Annotated in this window: 12 protein-coding genes; 6 read left to right on the forward strand and 6 right to left on the reverse strand. The window is 56.6% G+C overall.

All coding sequences use genetic code 11. The features are described from left to right. Positions 1-118: 118 nt before the first annotated feature. Genes A6F49_RS11245 through A6F49_RS11255 form a run of 3 tightly spaced genes read left to right on the forward strand, consistent with a single transcriptional unit; the run spans position 119 to position 3,988 of the window. Positions 119-1,891: an ABC transporter ATP-binding protein gene (locus A6F49_RS11245; RefSeq protein ID WP_043058363.1), complete on the forward strand. Its 1,773-nt coding sequence runs from the start codon at positions 119-121 to the stop codon at positions 1,889-1,891. Beyond that, positions 1,888-3,711, forward strand: coding sequence for an ABC transporter ATP-binding protein (locus A6F49_RS11250; RefSeq protein ID WP_082911749.1), 1,824 nt, complete (start codon positions 1,888-1,890; stop codon positions 3,709-3,711). The genes A6F49_RS11245 and A6F49_RS11250 overlap by 4 nt, the downstream gene beginning before the upstream one ends. After that, on the forward strand, positions 3,695-3,988 hold the full coding sequence (locus tag A6F49_RS11255) for a hypothetical protein (RefSeq protein WP_161485808.1): 294 nt from the start codon (positions 3,695-3,697) through the stop codon (positions 3,986-3,988). Before A6F49_RS11250 ends, A6F49_RS11255 begins: the two co-directional genes overlap by 17 nt. A gap of 24 nt (positions 3,989-4,012) precedes the next feature. On the opposite strand, the gene A6F49_RS11260 is transcribed toward A6F49_RS11255, so the two are convergent. Continuing rightward, a complete protein-coding gene (locus A6F49_RS11260) occupies positions 4,013-7,555 on the reverse strand; it encodes a bifunctional proline dehydrogenase/L-glutamate gamma-semialdehyde dehydrogenase (protein WP_043058365.1) in 3,543 nt (1,180 codons plus the stop codon). A gap of 117 nt (positions 7,556-7,672) precedes the next feature. Here A6F49_RS11260 and A6F49_RS11265 point away from each other — a divergent pair, with 117 nt between their 5' ends. The 3 genes from A6F49_RS11265 to A6F49_RS11275 all read left to right on the forward strand — a co-directional run bounded on the left by A6F49_RS11265 (position 7,673) and on the right by A6F49_RS11275 (position 11,687). Beyond that, complete coding sequence (locus A6F49_RS11265; protein ID WP_043058366.1) at positions 7,673-8,569, forward strand: LysR substrate-binding domain-containing protein; 897 nt, start codon at positions 7,673-7,675, stop codon at positions 8,567-8,569. A gap of 151 nt (positions 8,570-8,720) precedes the next feature. Then, complete coding sequence (gene putP / locus A6F49_RS11270) at positions 8,721-10,229, forward strand: sodium/proline symporter PutP (RefSeq protein ID WP_043058367.1); 1,509 nt, start codon at positions 8,721-8,723, stop codon at positions 10,227-10,229. 117 nt (positions 10,230-10,346) lie between these two features. Further along, positions 10,347-11,687, forward strand: a complete 1,341-nt coding sequence (locus A6F49_RS11275) for a DUF1731 domain-containing protein (RefSeq protein ID WP_161485809.1) — start codon at positions 10,347-10,349, stop codon at positions 11,685-11,687. Here A6F49_RS11275 and A6F49_RS11280 read toward each other — a convergent pair. The 5 genes from A6F49_RS11280 to A6F49_RS11300 form a co-directional block, all read right to left on the reverse strand. Beyond that, complete coding sequence (locus A6F49_RS11280) at positions 11,677-12,423, reverse strand: SDR family oxidoreductase (protein ID WP_043058369.1); 747 nt, start codon at positions 12,421-12,423, stop codon at positions 11,677-11,679. The genes A6F49_RS11275 and A6F49_RS11280 overlap by 11 nt on opposite strands. A gap of 147 nt (positions 12,424-12,570) precedes the next feature. After that, positions 12,571-13,515: a zinc-binding dehydrogenase gene (locus tag A6F49_RS11285; RefSeq protein ID WP_043058370.1), complete on the reverse strand. Its 945-nt coding sequence runs from the start codon at positions 13,513-13,515 to the stop codon at positions 12,571-12,573. 136 nt (positions 13,516-13,651) lie between these two features. Continuing rightward, positions 13,652-14,647 (reverse strand): MerR family DNA-binding transcriptional regulator, encoded by a 996-nt coding sequence (locus A6F49_RS11290; protein ID WP_043058371.1) that lies wholly within the window; start codon positions 14,645-14,647, stop codon positions 13,652-13,654. 3 nt (positions 14,648-14,650) lie between these two features. Then, entirely contained in the window at positions 14,651-15,325 is a 675-nt protein-coding gene (locus tag A6F49_RS11295) for a HEAT repeat domain-containing protein (protein ID WP_052504935.1), read from the reverse strand. A 158-nt stretch (positions 15,326-15,483) separates the two neighbouring features. Then, positions 15,484-17,499 (reverse strand): heavy metal translocating P-type ATPase, encoded by a 2,016-nt coding sequence (locus A6F49_RS11300; RefSeq protein ID WP_043058372.1) that lies wholly within the window; start codon positions 17,497-17,499, stop codon positions 15,484-15,486. Positions 17,500-17,546 lie beyond the last annotated feature (47 nt).

Consider the following 17,546-nt stretch of genomic DNA (forward strand, 5'->3'; position numbering starts at 1 on the left):
CTGTAAGGCCCATTTCGAAGCTGTGGCGTAGATACGATCTGTTCAGTTCGTGAGGTGGCGGGCACTACCATAGGCGGGATAACCGTTTCTCGCAGTTCAGTCATAGGAGGCATGGTTCATGAAAGCGGCCATGGCACGCTTATGGCGGATCATCAAGCCCATCCGACCTCGTCTATATATGGGATTGGTCGTCACGATTGCAGCATCCATCGTGGGGCTGATGATCCCCCAGGTGCTCGAATTCTTGGTCAACAGTCTCAACACTTCCCCGACCGCCACCACAGTGTGGATTGCTGGTGCCGTTGTGATCGCACTGGGTCTGGTGGAAGCCGTGTTGTTGTGGTTGCGTCGGATCTTTGCTGTTGGTCCCTCAACGGAAACCGAACGGCAAATGCGAGTCAGGTTTTATACCCGCATCCTGGATATGCCGGTGGCGTTTCATAACGACTGGGGTTCCGGACAATTATTATCGCGTTCCCAACAAGATGTGACACAGATCCGTCGCTGGATTGCATTTGGCATGATCATGACGGTCTCCTCGGCCGCGACCGTGTTGGTAGGAATTTTCATGATGTCGCGATCCTCAATGCTGCTGGCGCTGATTTTTTTGATCATCGTCCTTCCCATTGTGGTGTTGACGTATCGTTTTCAGCGCGATTATTCGGTGTTGACGCGTCGTTCCCAGGATCTCAATGGTGAAATCTCGACGACGGTAGAGCAGTCCGTGCAAGGTATTCGCGTGCTCAAAGCATTTGGCCGCAGCGAGCAAGCCTTATCGAATTTTGAAACCGATGCGGTCGCACTGCGAAATAACGAAATTCGGAAGGCCACCACGCTGGCCCGATTCGATATGTTCATGTTGGCACTGCCCGAAACGATGCTGGGGATTTGTCTGTTGTTGGGCCTGTTGCAGGTCAATGCCGGTGCGATGAATGTCGGTGAGCTGGCTAGTTTCTTTGCCACTGCCACACTGGTGGTCGGGCCTACCCGGATGTTAGGGATGCTCTTCGGTCAGGCTGTGCAATCTACTACCGCTTTGGAACGGTACTTCGAAGTCATGGACACCGATAACACGATCGTCTCCCCCAAGGATCCAGCTGCGGTGGACTTCGAAAATGCCACCGGTGAATTGGTCATGGACGACGTTCACTTTCGTTTCCACGATGCCCCAGAAGACTCTCCTGACTTATTCCGTGGCGTGAATCTGCATATTCGTCCCGGCGAAACACTAGCTTTGGTTGGTGTGACAGGCAATGGAAAATCCACCCTGTTACAGCTGGTGCCACGCATCTTTGATATCACCGGCGGCCGCATCACGATTGATGGGGTTTCCGTGCACGACATGGACCTAGACGATCTGCGCCGGCTGACAGCTTTTGCCTTCGAAGACACGACACTGTTTTCTTTCTCCGTGCGCGAGAACGTGCTGCTGGGTGTCGATCCATCACTACCGGACGACGTGAAAGAAGACATCGCCTGGGAGGCCCTGCACGCCGCCGACGCAGGCTTTGTTGCTGACCTCGCCCAGGGACTCGACACACCTATCGGGGAACAAGGCTTCTCGTTATCCGGTGGCCAGCGACAACGCATTGCGTTGGCTCGAGCTATTGCTTCTCGGCCGGCATTGCTATTGCTGGATGATCCACTCTCGGCGTTGGACACCAAAACCGAGGAACGCGTCATCGCCCAATTGCGCGAGGTGTTGGATAACACCACGACCTTTATCATCGCCCACCGGTCCTCTACAGTCGCGCTGGCAGATCGTGTTGCCCTGCTGGATGATGGCCAGATCGCGGCGGTCGGCACCCACCAAGAATTGCTTCGAACCTCGGCTCGGTATCGCTATATCATGGCCAGCCAAACCGAGGACGCTTGGGAGGTGCAATCATGAGTGGGCCAGGACGCGCACGCGGTGCAGGATCCGCGGACTACCAGCGCATGACGCGTGCCGAACGGCGAGCCTCACTGCGGTTGCTGGGCACACTGCTGAAACCGTTCCGGTGGCAGCTGGTGGGGCTGTCGATCGTCGTCGTCATTGCCCAAATGGCATCCGTGGCCGGTCCGGCCATCATTGCTTGGGGTATTGATAACGGCATTCCGGCCTTACTTGAGGGCAATGCCACGCCCGCGATTGCAGCCTCGGTGGCACATATCGTCGCAGCGCTTGTTGCCGGCGGGCTCATGTATGTGTTCATTCGCTGGAACATGACCCTGGGTCAGACCATGCTGTATGGGTTACGGCGAAGGCTGTTTTTGCACAGTCAGCGCCTGGATATGAAGTTCCATGAGTCCTATGCCTCCGGACGTACCGTCGCCCGGCAGACCTCGGATATGGACGCGCTAGCCCAGCTGCTGAACTCTGGCCTGGATATTATGGTCGGGTCGGTGTTGCAAATGGTGTTCACCATGGTGCTGATTCTGACCATGGACCTGCCCTCTGGTGTGGTCATGGCCGGGCTGTTGGTACCAGCCACCATGCTGACCGTTTGGTTCCAGAAACGCTCGTCGGTGATTTACCGCCAGATCCAGACCAACTCTGCCCGGCTGATTTCACATTTCGTTGAGACCGTCTCGGGTATTCGCGCGGTTAAAACGTATCGTCGCCAACAGGCAAACGGTGAACGCTACGAACAACTTGCCGAAGATCACCGTCAGTCGGCACTGCGCTCAATTCAGCTGTTTGGTATCTACCAACCCACGCTGCGCTGGTTATCGTCGATCACAATTGCTGCGGTGCTCATGGTCGGTGGTTTCCGTGTTCTGGGCGGCGAGCTGCAAGTCGGTGTGCTCATTGCCCTGGTGCTCTATGCGCGCCGTTTCTTCCAACCGATTGATGAGATTGCCAACTTCTACAACACTTTCCAGTCTGCTGTTGCCGCGTTGGAAAAGATCTCAGGTCTGTTGGCAGAAAAGCCTTCGGTGACCGATCCAGAAGAGCCCGTGGAACTGGATGAGGCGTCCGGTGAGATCGTCTTCGACGACGTCTCGTTCCGGTATCAAGATGAGCTGCCCCTGTCGCTACAGCCAACCTCGCTCCACGTCCCAGCGGGACAAACCGTGGCCATTGTTGGCTCAACAGGTGCGGGCAAATCGACGATCGCCAAGCTGATGGCTCGATTCTATGACGTCACCGATGGGACGATCACCTTGGATGGGATCAATCTCAAGGACCTCGAGTTAGACACCCTGACCAAACACATCGTCATGGTCACCCAAGAGTCCTATCTGTTTTCTGGTTCGGTGGCCCAGAATATTGCGATCGGCAATCCGGAAGCTTCTCGAGAAGAAATCCGAGCGGCTGCGGCAATCATCGGCGCTGATACGTTCATTGACCGGCTGCCAGAGGGGTTTGATACCGATGTGCGAGCCAAGGGTGGTCGCATGTCTGCCGGGCAACGACAACTGGTCTCGTTCGCACGGGCATTTCTCGCCGATCCGACGGTGTTGATTCTGGATGAGGCGACGTCATCACTTGATGCGCCGACTGAGGCACTCGTTCAAGAGGGCCTGAAAGAACTGCTCGGTGAGCGCACCTCCTTTATCATCGCCCACCGCCTGTCCACGGTGATGATTGCCGATCGTGTGTTGGTGGTCGAAGGCGGGCAAATTATTGAAGACGGCACACCGGCTGAACTCATTGAAGCCGGTGGACAGTTTGCCCAGCTGCACCAGGCTTGGCAGGATTCCCTCAGCGATGCTGAACAGTATTAGTTTCTCAACACGTCAGGAGTACACAGACATGCATGGCAAACTCAAGGCCGCCCTGGTTGGTGGGATGATTGGCGCTATCGTTGTCGTCTTTGTCGAATTATTGGCGGTGCTGATTAATGACGAAGCATTTTTTGGTTCCGACCGGTCGTGGCTGATTTTGCTGTTTGCCGTGGTGCTTTTTGCCTGGAGTCAGATGCGTTCGTATGACCGCAAGCAGAACGAAGCTGCCAAGCGCGATGGTGCCCAGAATGGACCACAGGACCCGCATCGCCCATAGTGCTCTGCGGGTCCTGGACCAGCATTATCCGAACTGGATGTCTCCGAGGGCTCGTTGTGGCAGGTCATTGATCGTGCCAAAGCGGTGAGCTGTCATGGTGACGGCCTGTTCTCGAAGAAACGGTAGCATTTCCAACCGACCGGCCGAGGTGACCGGTTGACGATACACGGCGATCTCGGGTGTCTGGGCTGTGGCTTTGATCGTCTCGTCGGTTTCGTCGTCACCGATCAGTCGAATCCGCTGCGACCCTTTCGTAGGGTCTGCTTGTGCCAGCCGCCGGGCGCGTTCTAACCATGACGTCGTATCATCAAAGACCACGCGCACATTTGTAGCATTGAATACTTTGGTAATGGCTTCGGGAGTATCGGCGGGTAGCGACACAGTGTTCATTGGTAGAGCTCCGGTCCCCTGGCCGCTGGCAACAGCCCGCTGTGCACGGATTCCGGCGTATCCGACTCGAATCGCTTGCGCGAGGGTCGTGGAACCGGTGTCGGTGACACGCATCGTGACGGGTACCGGACGATAGCGTAGCACGTTGATTTCGACGTGCAGATTCGAGATGTCGCGCTGACCAGTATAAGTTTCGACCGCCGTAGCGTCGTGAGCAACAGCCTGGGTCAACCATTTGAGATCCGCAGAGTCAAGTACAGATCCGATGGTGGCCTCGAGCTGGTCAGCAATGTCGTCTTGGGCCGCGGAGACTGTGTCGGGGGCATCGGTCCAGTCCGTGAGGCTCAGGAGGTAGTTCGGTCCCCCGGCTTTGGCACCGGGACCGATCGCTGAGCGTTTCCACCCGCCAAATGGTTGGCGTTGAACGATCGCGCCGGTGATGCCGCGATTAATGTAGAGATTGCCCGCTGCGACATGTTCGGTCCAGAGGGCAATTTCATCAGGGTCTAGGGAATGGATGCCGGAGGTGAGCCCAAACGGTACTGCGTTGACGTACTCGATGGCCTCGTCGAGAGTTTCGGCTGACATGACACCAAGCACGGGACCGAAGTACTCGGTCATGTGATACTCGGACCCGGGTTGTACACCCGAGCGGACCCCTGGCGAATAGAGCTGTCCTGAGTCATCGAGCAATCGAGGTCGCAGGTGCCAGCGCTGCCCATGCTCTAATGTGGTCAACCCTCGGGTGAGTTTTTCTCCGGGCGGTTCAATGACGGGACCCATCTGAGCCTCTGGGTTCGTTGGATAGTCGACCACCAGAGAATTCACGGCGTCTAACAGTTGCCGATGAAAGCGTTTACTGCGAGCCGTTTGCCCCACCAGAATCACCAGGGAAGCCGCCGAACATTTTTGTCCAGCGTGGCCAAATGCTGAGTTCACGACGTCGGCGACTGCAAGATCCAGGTCGGCTGACGGGGTGACGATGATGGCATTTTTTCCGGAGGTTTCGCCAAACAGCGGCATATCTGGGCGAAGGTCGGTAAATAGCTTGGCGGTTTCGTATCCACCGGTCAGAATGACGCGTTCAACGCGCTGGTCAGTGACCAGGTTGGAACCAAGCGAATTCTCTTCCGCGATAACAAAAGTAAGAATCTCATGTGGGAGCTCAAACTCATCGAAGGCGTCCCAAATGGCTTGGACGATGACGGCGGCAGTGCGCTGCGCTTGTGGTGCCGGTTTGATAATGACCGGTGACCCGGTGGCCAGGGCGGAGGTCATGGAGCCGGTGGGAATCGCCATCGGAAAATTCCACGGCGGTGTCACGACGGTCAAGCCCACAGGATGCGGCTTAGCACCTGCGATGTTGTCCAATTCCAGACACTGCTGGCCGTAATACCGGGCAAAGTCGATGCCCTCGGATACTTCGGGATCGGCCTGGTCGATGGTCTTGCCGGTTTCTGAGCCCATGACTTCAATGAGTCGGCCCCGATTGGCAGCCAGGTGATCGCCGATACGGATCAGAACTCGGCTTCGAGTCTCCAGCGGCAGCTTCCGCCAGGTTTCCCCTGCTGCGATTGCCGAGTCTATTACCTCGTCGAGCTGTTTCTGATTGGTCACCTGATGCGAGGAAACCAGGTCGTCGCCCAGCTCAGAATCGGCCATGCGACCCAGTATGGCCCCGGCCCAGTCACGGTTCTGCGGGAGGTCGGGATCGGTATCAGCGGCATTGTGAAACTCCACTGGCGACGCTTTTTCGAAGTGTTCCGTTGCACGATTTTGTTGTCGGCGAGGTTGCGGCACCAGGTCTGCTTCAGCCTCGAGCTGTGCCAGCGATGCTTGGAATCGTTGAGTCTCGCGGTCAAAGATCACTGGATTGTCGAGGTCAAAGACCGCTGACATGAAGTTCTCGTGCGAGGCACCTTCTTCAAGACGTCGCACCAAATACGAGATAGCAACATCAAATTCATCCGGATGCACCACCGGGGTGTATAACAACAAGCGGCCGACGTCGGCTCGAATGGCTTGCGCTTGAGTAGTGGCCATGCCGAGCAGCATCTCAAAATCCACCGGCCCATCTATCGGAATGTTGCGGTGCTGCATGAGCAAATAGGCCAGCGCGATATCAAAGAGGTTCTGGCCGGCCACGCCAATCTCAACATTGGTCAGGCGCTCGGGAGTCAGAGCGTGGTTGAGGATGCGTTTGTAGTTGGTGTCTGTATCTTGTTTTGTGGGCCACACGGTTTGTGGCCAGTGGTGCATGGCGGCCTTCACCTTTTCCATCGGCAGATTGGCGCCTTTGACGACGCGCACTTTGATGGGTGCTCCCCCGGCCGCAACGCGCTGGGCGGCAAACTCCTGCAGGCCAACCATGGCCTGATAGGCATCCGGCAGATAGGCCTGCAAGACGATACCGGTTCGGAAGTGTTTGAATTCGGGTTCCGAAATCAGCCGGCGGTAGACATCGATCGTCAGATCAAGATCCTTGTACTCTTCCATGTCCAGGTTGATAAACGTGACCGGGTCAGAGGTCATTGCCGCGCGATACAGCGGACGCAGCTGTTGGACGATGTTTTCAACTGCTTCGTCATGTGCCCAGTGGTTATGTGGGGCGACCGTTGCTGAGACTTTGATCGAAACATAATCAACATCGTGGCGGTGGATCAGAGCCAAGGTAGCGGCAACGCGGTTATCGGCTTCACCTTGACCAAGAATGGCTTCGCCCAGCAGGTTGATATTGAGATCAATGCCGTCGGTACGTAGGCGTTTGATGGCTTTGCCGAGTTGTTTATCGCGTGAGTCGATGATCAAATGCCCGACCATGGCACGCAAGGCGGCTTGTGCCGCAGGAACGACAACCCCCGGAGCGACTTCGGCGAGTTTCCCACCGGTGCGAACAGCACTTTGAAGATACCAGGGTAGAAACGCTGGGACGTCGTAGGCAATGTGAGCTAGGGCGGAAGCCGCGGCATGATGATCCTCGGGTCGCACGACGCGATCGACAAAGCCGACGGTAAAATCGAGTCCGTTTGGATCTTTCAGCACACCCGCCAGTTGTTGGGCTGATGCATCCGGCTTGATGTTGGCGGCCTGAGCCAACCACGTGCGAACCTGTTCAATGGCCTGGTCGCCGAGTTGCCACGGGGTGATCTCGGAGGTGGCATGTGCTGGGGTTTGCATAAGACTCCCGGATAGACGGACAAAACTGTGTTGTGCCACACAGCTTACGCCTCAACGGGTATTCGGGTATAGCGAATAATATCGAAGTACACCATTCATAATATTCGAAAGGTCGTCATGCTGGATCTACATCGCTTGAGCTTACTGAGGGAACTTGCACTCCGCGGCACCATCACGGAAGTGGCCGCTGCGTTGAATTTCGCGCCATCGACCGTGTCGGCTCAGTTGACGCGTCTGGAGAAGGAAGCTGGCACAACCTTGTTGGTGTCCTCAGGTCGACGGCTCATGCTCACGACGGCCGCGCTAGGGTTAGTAAAACACGCCAATCAGATGTTGGCAATCATGGAAGAGGCCACCGCCGAGTTAGCTGCCGCGGCTGACACAGTGGCTGGAACGGTGCGCTTATCAATGTTTCAGACTTCGGCACTAGCGCTGCTGCCAGGAACCTTACGATTATTGAGCCAGAAGCACCCTGATGTACGCGTGGAAATGACACAACGAGAGCCAGAACAAGCCCTGCACGATACTTGGTCTGGCGATTTCGACATCGTAGTCGCTGAACAATACCCCGGTCATGCCGTCCCGCAGCTGCCAGACATGATTTCCACTGCACTGGTTGAGGATCCACTGCGACTCGCAGTTCCGAAGAACCTTGCCGCAAACATCGCAGATATTGGTGGGGCTGCGGATCTACCGTGGATTATGGAACCAGCACCTGCAGCATCGCGTCACTGGGCTCTGCAGCAATGTCGCGTCGCAGGGTTTGAACCCGATATCCGGTATTCATCGGCGGATCTCCAAACGCACGTGCAGCTGATCGAGGCCGGCGAAGGTGTGGCGATCCTGCCGGGTATCCTCGGTGGATATCGTCCACCAGATGTTGCCTGGGTACCCCTGGCAGACAAACCGAGGCGACAAGTGTTTCTGGCAATGCGCCAGGCTTCAGCCCAACATCCAGCCGTCGTGGCGGTTGCAACAGCCCTGCAACGACACGCGCAACACGCCGCTGCATAATATTCGTTATAACTCACGACCCTAAAACCAGCCTTTCAGGTTGTGACCAGGCTTTCTACAGGTTTCAACCAGGTTATAAACTTATGTATTTTGAAGTTCATTCCAAATGTGATTTGGTGATTTGGCTGACAGTGGCGAATAATTGTTTGCTATGAGTGAAGAACACGCCTTTCAATTGGCAGCAATCGTTGTATACCTGATCGGAATGCTCGTGATCGGCTACTATGCCTATCGACGAACTAAGACAGGTCGAGACTTCCTCCTGGCAGGCCGTGATCTCTCACCGCGCGTCGCAGCGCTGTCAGCCGGTGCCTCCGATATGTCAGGCTGGTTGCTGATGGGGCTTCCCGGTGCACTGTATGCCACAGGGCTAATTGAAGCCTGGATCGCCATCGGCCTCACTCTGGGTACATGGTTGAACTGGATGATCGTCGCACCACGATTGCGCGTCTATTCGGAGATCACCAGTGACTCGATCACGATGCCGGCGTTTTTCGAATTCCGATTCCGAGACAGAACTCGTCTGATCCGTTCCGTATCAGCAATCATTATCCTGGTCTTCTTTGTCTTCTATGTGGCCTCGATGATGGTTGCTTCCGGTGCATTCTTTGAGTCAGCGTTCGGGTGGAACTACATGACCGGGGTTCTGGTTGTAGGCGGAGTGACCCTGACCTATACAGCATTCGGTGGCTTCCTTGGGGCATCACTGACTGACGTCGCTCAGGGTCTATTGATGATGGCAGCTTTGGTGTCAGTACCCATTATCGCCACGATCCAACTGGGCGGCCCCGGCCGCGTCGTGAGCTTGATTGACGAAGCTGACATTCAAGTTGGTCTGGATCACCTGTCTTTTACCGGTGGTGGACTCTCCTGGGCATCGATGCTCGTGATCATCTCTGGTTTGGCGTGGGGTCTGGGCTACTTTGGACAACCACACATTCTGGCACGTTTCTTTGCGATCCGCAGCCACTCGGATGTCAAGACCGCACGTCGTATCGGAACGGGCTGGGTCATCCTGTGTATGGGTGGCGCGGTGTTGACTGGTCTGATCGGTGTGGCCTGGTTCCATGAAGCCGGTCAGCCACTGGACAACCCGGAAACCGTATTCTTGCTCCTGTCGCAGACACTATTTCATCCATTTGTTGCTGGATTGGTGTTAGCGGCAGTCATCGCTTCCATCATGTCGACCATGTCGTCACAACTGCTTGTCTCGGCGTCTGCCCTGGTTGAAGATATCTACGGACTGTTCAAACACGATCCAGGTGAGAAACAGCAATTATGGCTGGGACGTCTTGCCGTTGTGGTGGTCACTATCATTGCGATTCTCATTGCCCAAGATCCAGATTCCACTGTCCTAGACTTAGTTGGTTTCGCATGGGCCGGATTCGGTGCCGCCTTTGGTCCGATGATTCTCATGTCGCTGTACTGGAAGAGGGTCACCGCGATGGGGGCCCTGGCCGGTATGATCGCCGGCGCAGCCGTCTCCTATATATGGGGCACGGTGCCAGCAATCAAAGAAACCATCGATCTCTATGAAATCATTCCTGGGGTCATTGCCCACTTCGTGATAGCAATCATCGTGTCACGCTTGACCAAAAAGCCCGACCCAGAGGTCGCAGAAGAGTTCGAGCAGATGCGCGAAACGGTCTCTTCCAAGTAATCCGATTTCTGTTTACAATTTGGTTGGCGGCGACTCATATGCAGAGTCGCTGCCAACCTTTTTGTTTAACGGGTCTACGATGGTCACATGGGCTTTTCGCGGACACAAACGATATATTTGGCACTTTCCACAGACATGGTTTGGGACCTGCTGGCTTCTCCCAGCGCGTGGCTGCAGTTTGACGACCAACTACAAAAATTCACACCGGTCAAAATGGTCGGCAACCGGTTGCAAGTCGGCGATACCGTCAAAGTGGTCCCCAAGGCTTTAGTCCGGGGGTTCGTCCATGCGATCACCGCTCCTGCAGCCACGATTGTGACCGCACGAGAAAACCAGGAAATCGCCTGGCGACAAAATCAACCAGGAGGTCATACCCAACAGCGTTGGATTATTCATTCCGCTGACGACGGCGGCACGAATCTAACCCGTCACACCGAAGTTGTCGGACCACTTGCCGCTCCCCTGGGTGTTGCCCTGGCTGATCCGCTTGCCGGTGATTTAGGTGCCGTTGGAGCGCGTATGTTCAAGATGGCCGGCAAACCGGATCTTAGTCAGCCGTTGAATATCATTGCCGGTGGATCCGGGTACCTGGGATCTCGTTTGGCTACCCGGATGCTTGCCGCCGGAAAACGCGTCATGGTGCTGTCACGCAACCCGAAATCCGGTGCGCCTTTCCCTCAGACCCGGTGGGGTCACGACGATCTGGTGGCACTGCATGAACAACTCATGGATGATGCCGGATTCAATATCATCAACCTGGTCGGCCGCCGGATCGGCGCAAAATTCACTGCCCAAGAAGTCGACGCCCTAGCCGCCTCACGTATCCCGCCCACAGAAACATTAAGCAGAGCGGTCAGGACCGCAGAGCATCAGGGAGGCAAACTCCATCGGTGGATCCAGGGCAGCGCTGTGCCAATGTGGGATCCTAAATCCACCGCCGAATTCACAGAGGAAACCTCTCCCACCGCGGCACAAGATGGACCAGACGGTATGGGACAGCTGGTGGATGATTGGGAAGCAGCCGCACCAAAGGGCGCAATCATCGTACGGAGCGGGGTTGTCTTAGGACCGCAAACCGAAATCATCATGGGACTGGCCGCTATGGCGATGTCCAAGACGCGACCTAATATTGACGGGTTCCTGCCCTGGATCCACGAGGATGACTGGGTTGGAATTATCGAGCATTTATTGACGATGCCTCGTCCACCCAAGGTCATAGTGGCCGTTGCACCCCAACAAACGCGTCTATCAGAAGTTATTACAGCGTTGGCCCCCGGTCTTGGCACACGCAGCGTCCCGGTTCCGGCCACAGTGTTGTCCATTGGGATGAATATCATTCGGATGGAGCCCGGCATGTTGATGGGCAGCACGCGGGCACGATCGGAAGTACTGGAAGACTCTGGATATCACTTCAAGTACCCCACGATTGCTGAGGCTGCTGACGCAGTTACGCTGTAGGCGGCGCATGCTCGGCCAGCCACCGGCTATACAGCGGTCCGATCCGTTGTGCCTGCGGCCCGGGAACACAAATACCTTTACGGAACGCCCGTCCTAGTTTCCCAGGCATCGGTAACGGCAAGATAACTTGGCGTCTGGTGGGTAATTGTTTCGTCATATCCCAAAGCGTCATGGTTTCTGGACCCGCCAGCTCTACTGAGTCGCCGATCCGCCCGCCAACAGCAACGTCAGCGATCACCTCGGCGACCGCCTCCAGGGCCACCGGTTGGATGGTCATCTGTGGCACCAATGAAACTGGGCCGACTTTGAGTCGGACGAGATTCTGTGCGGCAAATTCAAACCACTGCGTGCTGCGAATAATGGTCAGCTTGTCGCTTTCGCTTCGAGCGACGCGTTCCTGGGCGGCTTTGCCCGCGAAGTATCCGTATCCTTGAACCTCTGGTCGCTCGCAATTGACGATGGACAGCAAAATATGGTGAGCCCCATGATGTTGTGCTGCCGCGGCTAGGGCCCGTGTCGAACGAGTGAAGAACTCGGTAGCAGTTTTCCTGCTCGTGGTAAATCGCCCAGTGGCTTCAATAACGACGTCGAATCCCGCCAGACGCAGGGTGGCGTTGTCCTGGAGCACGTCGAATCCGGTAGAACGTGATAATAATTCGGCTGTTGCTCCACGATCGAGCAGGGCTTGTTTGATGGCCTTGCCTGATATTCCTCCACCAACGACCGCGACTCGCATGGTTGGTTCCTCCCACCAAAGCAAACACTTCTATGCACCGCAGATGGTGTTTATCCTAGGAGATCACTGGCAGATGAACAATGCATTCAGCGCCACTACCGAAGCCGACCGTCGGTAATGGCGCTGAAGCCACAGTGGGTTACAGACTTACTCGGCGACCTTTGCGACGAGTCGGCCGGTCACTTCGCCGCGCTTGAGGCGATCAACGCCGTCGGCGATTTCTTCAAAATCAATCAGCGTCAACGTTGGCTCTAGATCACCGGATGCGATCCATTTCATGACGGAAGCGATGTCATCTTTGGAGCCACCGTTGGATCCGACCAGTTCGACCTGGCCGAGAATCATGGCGTTGGTGTCGATGTTGGCTTCAAGTTTGCCCATGCCGACCAGCACAACGCGGCCCTGGAATTTTACGGTCTGAACGGCTTCATTGGTGGTGGTACCGAATCCGGCGAAGTCGATGATGACATCGAGTTCATCGTCTTTGAATTCGGAGATCGATTTGGCGACTTTGACCGCACCGCCAGCTTTGGCCTGGTCCCAGACCTCTTCTTTAATCTCGGCAACATAAACTTCGGCACCTTCGAGGTGTGCCAAACGGGCACCGATCTGGCCGAGTCCACCAAATCCGATGATGCCGACCTTCATGCCGGCTTTGACGCGGCCTTTGCCGAAGACTGCTCCGGCGGACGTCATCCCGGCGTCGGTGGCAGCAGCGGCTTGTTCAAAGGAAATGCCTTCTGGCATGGCGACCAGCTGATCTGGGTCGACTTCGGCTTTAGCTTCCCAGCCACCGTTGACGCCGTAGCCGAATGGGCCGATCATTGGCCAAACAGCGACTTTATCGCCGACTTTCCAGTCGGTGACGCCTTCGCCAACCTCGGAAACAGTGCCGGAGGTTTCGTGGCCTGGCACAACCGGCATCTCTTTCATCAGGCCCATCCAGCCTTCATCTTCGAGAATACCGACGTCGGAGTGGCACAGGCCTGCGGCCTGCACATCGATGACAACCTTGCCCGCCGAGGCTTTTGGCTCGTCGATGTCAACGCGTTCAAATGGTTTACCGGTTCCGTGGAAATGCCAAGCTTTCATGCTGAACTCCTTCATAGAGCCAATGCTCTGGTCATCAATGGTTGCATGATTTATCCAACCATTCTCATGCTAGTCAATGCGCATACCGGGATTCCAAGGTTGGGGCGCTTACGGTTGGTCACATTGGGACCTGGGACTAGGAATGCTGCTGCAGAAGGTGCTTGGCCGTCAAGGCAACACCGCGATCCTGGTCATTGGTCATGCCGCAAAGTACATGCATCGCCGATTCGCTGGCAATCTCGGCTAAGGCAGCAGCCAGTCGTTGCCGAGCTGCGGGATCCACGAGTGTCAGAGCGTTGCCGATTGCCGCAATGACCTCGTCGGTGAGTCCAAAGGCTGCACATAGTTCAGCCAGTACCTCGGCGGCTTCAACGTCGTCGTCACCGTCGACGATCAGATCCACCAGTGTTGGGATCGCACTATGGCCACCTCGGCGTGCATGGGCAAGGGCTGCTCGGCGGTGCACGAACGGATCGGCGTGCGGGTAGGCGTCGGCTAACGCAGTATTTGCGGCAGCCGATCCGAGCTTCGACAAAATGGTCACGGCACGGTGACGTCGCTGAGCACTGGGCGCTTGCAGTGCTTGTTGGACGGGTGGGATGGCCTCGTCGCCGATCTGTACCAGCGTCCAGTCCAGCGCCCCGGCGGCGTTGGTGTCGGTTTCTTGCAGGGCTGCGTCAATCAGCACGGTCACGTTGCGCGAGTGCTCTGGTGCTTGTAGGGAGAGCGCGAGGCGGAGGCGTTCGGATGGGTTGGTGGTGTTGAGTCCGTGCATCAGATCGATGGTCCCTAAGACGTCGGACCAGTCGGCGGGCTCGCTGTCTTTGATGCTCAGCAGGTGGTCGCGCAGGGCTTGCTGCTGGGCGATGCTGTCTTCGGTGCGTTGAAGGAGCCCGTCAAGTGTGGCTTGGGCATCAAAGGTGAGATTGTCGATGATGTCGGCGATCTCTCGAAGCCCGAGACCCAGCGAACGCAGGGCTTCGACTTGAAAGAGACGACGAATGTCATCCGAGGAGTAGCTTCGGTATCCGTTTGAGGTTCGGGTGGAAGCAGATACCAGCCCGAGGGACTCGTAGTGTCGCAGCATGCGAGTGCTGATGCCGGATCGTTCGGCAACCTCACCGATCAGCATGATTTACTCCTTGCGTGGTGATCCCGAATGTTCTTCTTCGACACGTTGGGCTTGGTCCAGGAGCGTTTCGAAGGCGGCCTCCGGATTGGCCATGAGTAATAGCGTCGCTGTTGCATGAATCCGCACCCGGGCATCATCGCTGTGCTGGGCTTGTTCTATGACCGACGATACTGGATCACCCAGCGTGACAAAAGCGGCACTGAGGCTGCGCTGTACGTCGTGGTCGCCGCGACCAAATTGGGTGGCGAGGATGCTAGCCAAATTGAGCTGTTGTTCAGGGGGTACAAGACCTGCTGCGGTGCGCCATGCGGTTCTGGCGACCTCGTCGTCATCAGCGACCAGATGGTCTGTGGTGATGGCTTGCCAGGTGGTGGGTTCGCCGAGTTTCGACAGCGTGTGCAGGGCCTGACTTTGTGCCTGGGCCACCGGTGAGCTCAGGGCTGCGACGAGGTGCGGGACGACCTGGTCGTGATCGTGGCGGGTGAGCGCCCAGGTGATCATGTCACGAACGAAGAAGTCGGATTCGGCCGCGACGTGACGCATCAGGATGGTAATAAAGGTTGGATCAGGCGTGGTGCCTGCCGTCAAGGCGGCTTGTAATCGAGTGGATGGGTTGTGGCTGTCCAGACCGCTCTGCAGCCTGTCGGCAAGACTCATCACGTTTGGTGTATTGGTCATTGGTATCTACCTCCAGTGGCCAGTCAACACCTTGACACAGTGTGAAGGTCAACAACCCTGGCGGACTGTTCAATCGGCCGCCAATACATCAGCAGGTCGAAGCCCTCTCAACGGTTCGTTGAAAGGGCATCGACCTGTGGAGTGCTCCGAGCCGTGATCTATGAGATCTGTGAGGCTTGTGCCTTGTCGGTACTGGTGGGCAGGTCTTGGACCTGTGCCGCCTGGTGCGATCCGGACTGGCGACCGTTTCGCAGCAGCCGCATGGCGTTGAGGATGACGATCAGTACCGATCCTTCGTGGACCAGCATGCCAAGTGCCATGGTGACGTTGCCGGCAAAGACACCGACCAGCAGCACGGCCACCGTGGCCAGTGCGATGACGATGTTTTGTTTCATCACGCGGTTGGTGCGCTTGGCGAGGCTGATGGCCTCGGGCAGTTTCAGCAGGTTATCCCCCATCAGGGCAATATCTGCTGTTTCAATGGCCACTGCCGAACCGGCAGCACCCATGGCAACACCGATGTCTGCTGTCGCAAGGGCAGGTGCGTCGTTGACGCCGTCACCAACCATTGCCACGGTGTGACCCTGTTGCTGCAGTTCCACGACCGCATCGAGTTTGTCTTCTGGAAGTAACGAGGCATGAATTTCGTCGATCCCGGTGGCTTTCCCAATGGCTTCGGCCACTAGATGGGTGTCACCGGTGAGCATGACGACTTTCGATACGCCTGCATCGTGAAGTTGCGCGATCATCGCAGGGGCATCTGCCCGGATTTGATCTGCCACGGCGACGACGCCAATGATGTGCTCATCGACGGCGACGATCATCGGAGTCTTCCCCGCGCTTGCAAAAGAATCTGCCGCAGCTGTCGCTTCGAGCAGTCCCTCGACCTCATGGTCAGCCATAAGGGCTGGGTTTCCGATCAGAATCTGGTGACCGTCAACGTCAGCGACAACACCTTTACCGACCACTGGTGTGACATCTTCCGGTAGGTTTACTGGTGCTACACCGTGTTCGGCTGCGGCCTGCAGAATCGGGGTTGCCAGCGGGTGCTCAGAACCCGCTTCGGCGGCGGCAGCCCACGCCAAGACCTCGTCCTTCGTCATAGTGGGGCTCAGCACGAACACATCAGTGAGTTTGGGCTTTCCTGCGGTCAGCGTACCGGTCTTATCTACAGCGACCGCAGAGATCTTCCCGGAGGTCTCCAGGTACTCGCCACCCTTGATCAGGATGCCGTTGCGTGCGGCTCGACCGATACCGGCCACGATCGCGACGGGAATCGAAATGACGAGGGCACCCGGGCAACCGATCACTAATAAGGTCAGTGCCAACACGACGTCCTGGGTGATCAGTCCGGCAAGTAGTGCCAGAATCATGACCGCCGGGGTGTACCACGTAGAAAACCGGTCAATAAACGCTTGGGTCTTTGCCTTCGCGTCTTGGGCTTCTTCGACCCGGTGAATGATGCGTGCCAAGGTGGTATCGGCACCAATGCCGGTGGCCTCAACCTGGAGAAACCCTCCGTTTGAAATGGTCCCCGCATACACTAAGTCCCCTTGGGATTTTTCAACAGGAATGGATTCGCCGGTGATCGAGGCTTCATCGATCGAACCGGTTCCGGCAAGCACTACGCCATCGACCGGTACTTTGGCACCGTTTTTGACTAACACGGTTTCGCCGCTTGCTACCTCGTGTGCAGGGATTTCATATTGCGTTCCCTCACGTAGTACTACCGCGGTATCTGGAGCGACCGCGACCAATTCGGCCAGGGCGGAACGAGTCTTATTCATGGTGCCAGCCTCAAGAGCATGACCAATCGAGAATAAGAAGGTGACGGCGGCGGCTTCCCAGAAGTTCCCGATGATAATCGCACCGATGGCAGCGACGGAAACGAGCAGGTCAATACTGATCATCTTGGTGCTGAGCGCTCGAACTGCCGAGATAAGAATTTGATAGCCGGCTACCACAGCTGCAATGAGCATGAAGAGGTTTGCCAAGGTGAATTCATCTAGGCCATGGTGTGCGTGAGCGCCGGCATCTACCCACCAGCGTGGTCCAAAGATAACGTTGAATGCGCCGTCGGCCAGGTGCTCAACCGCAAATGATGCGATGATCAACAACCCTGAGATGGCCGGGATGGCCCATTTCCCGCGCAACCATGCTTGAAGCTTGTGCAAGTTCCTCGCCCCTTTCGTAGTAAGTCAACAGTGTGTAGTCAGAAATC

It is taken from the genome of Enteractinococcus helveticum, from assembly GCF_001657475.1.
In the GTDB taxonomy this organism is placed as follows: Bacteria; Actinomycetota; Actinomycetes; order Actinomycetales; family Micrococcaceae; genus Yaniella; species Yaniella helvetica.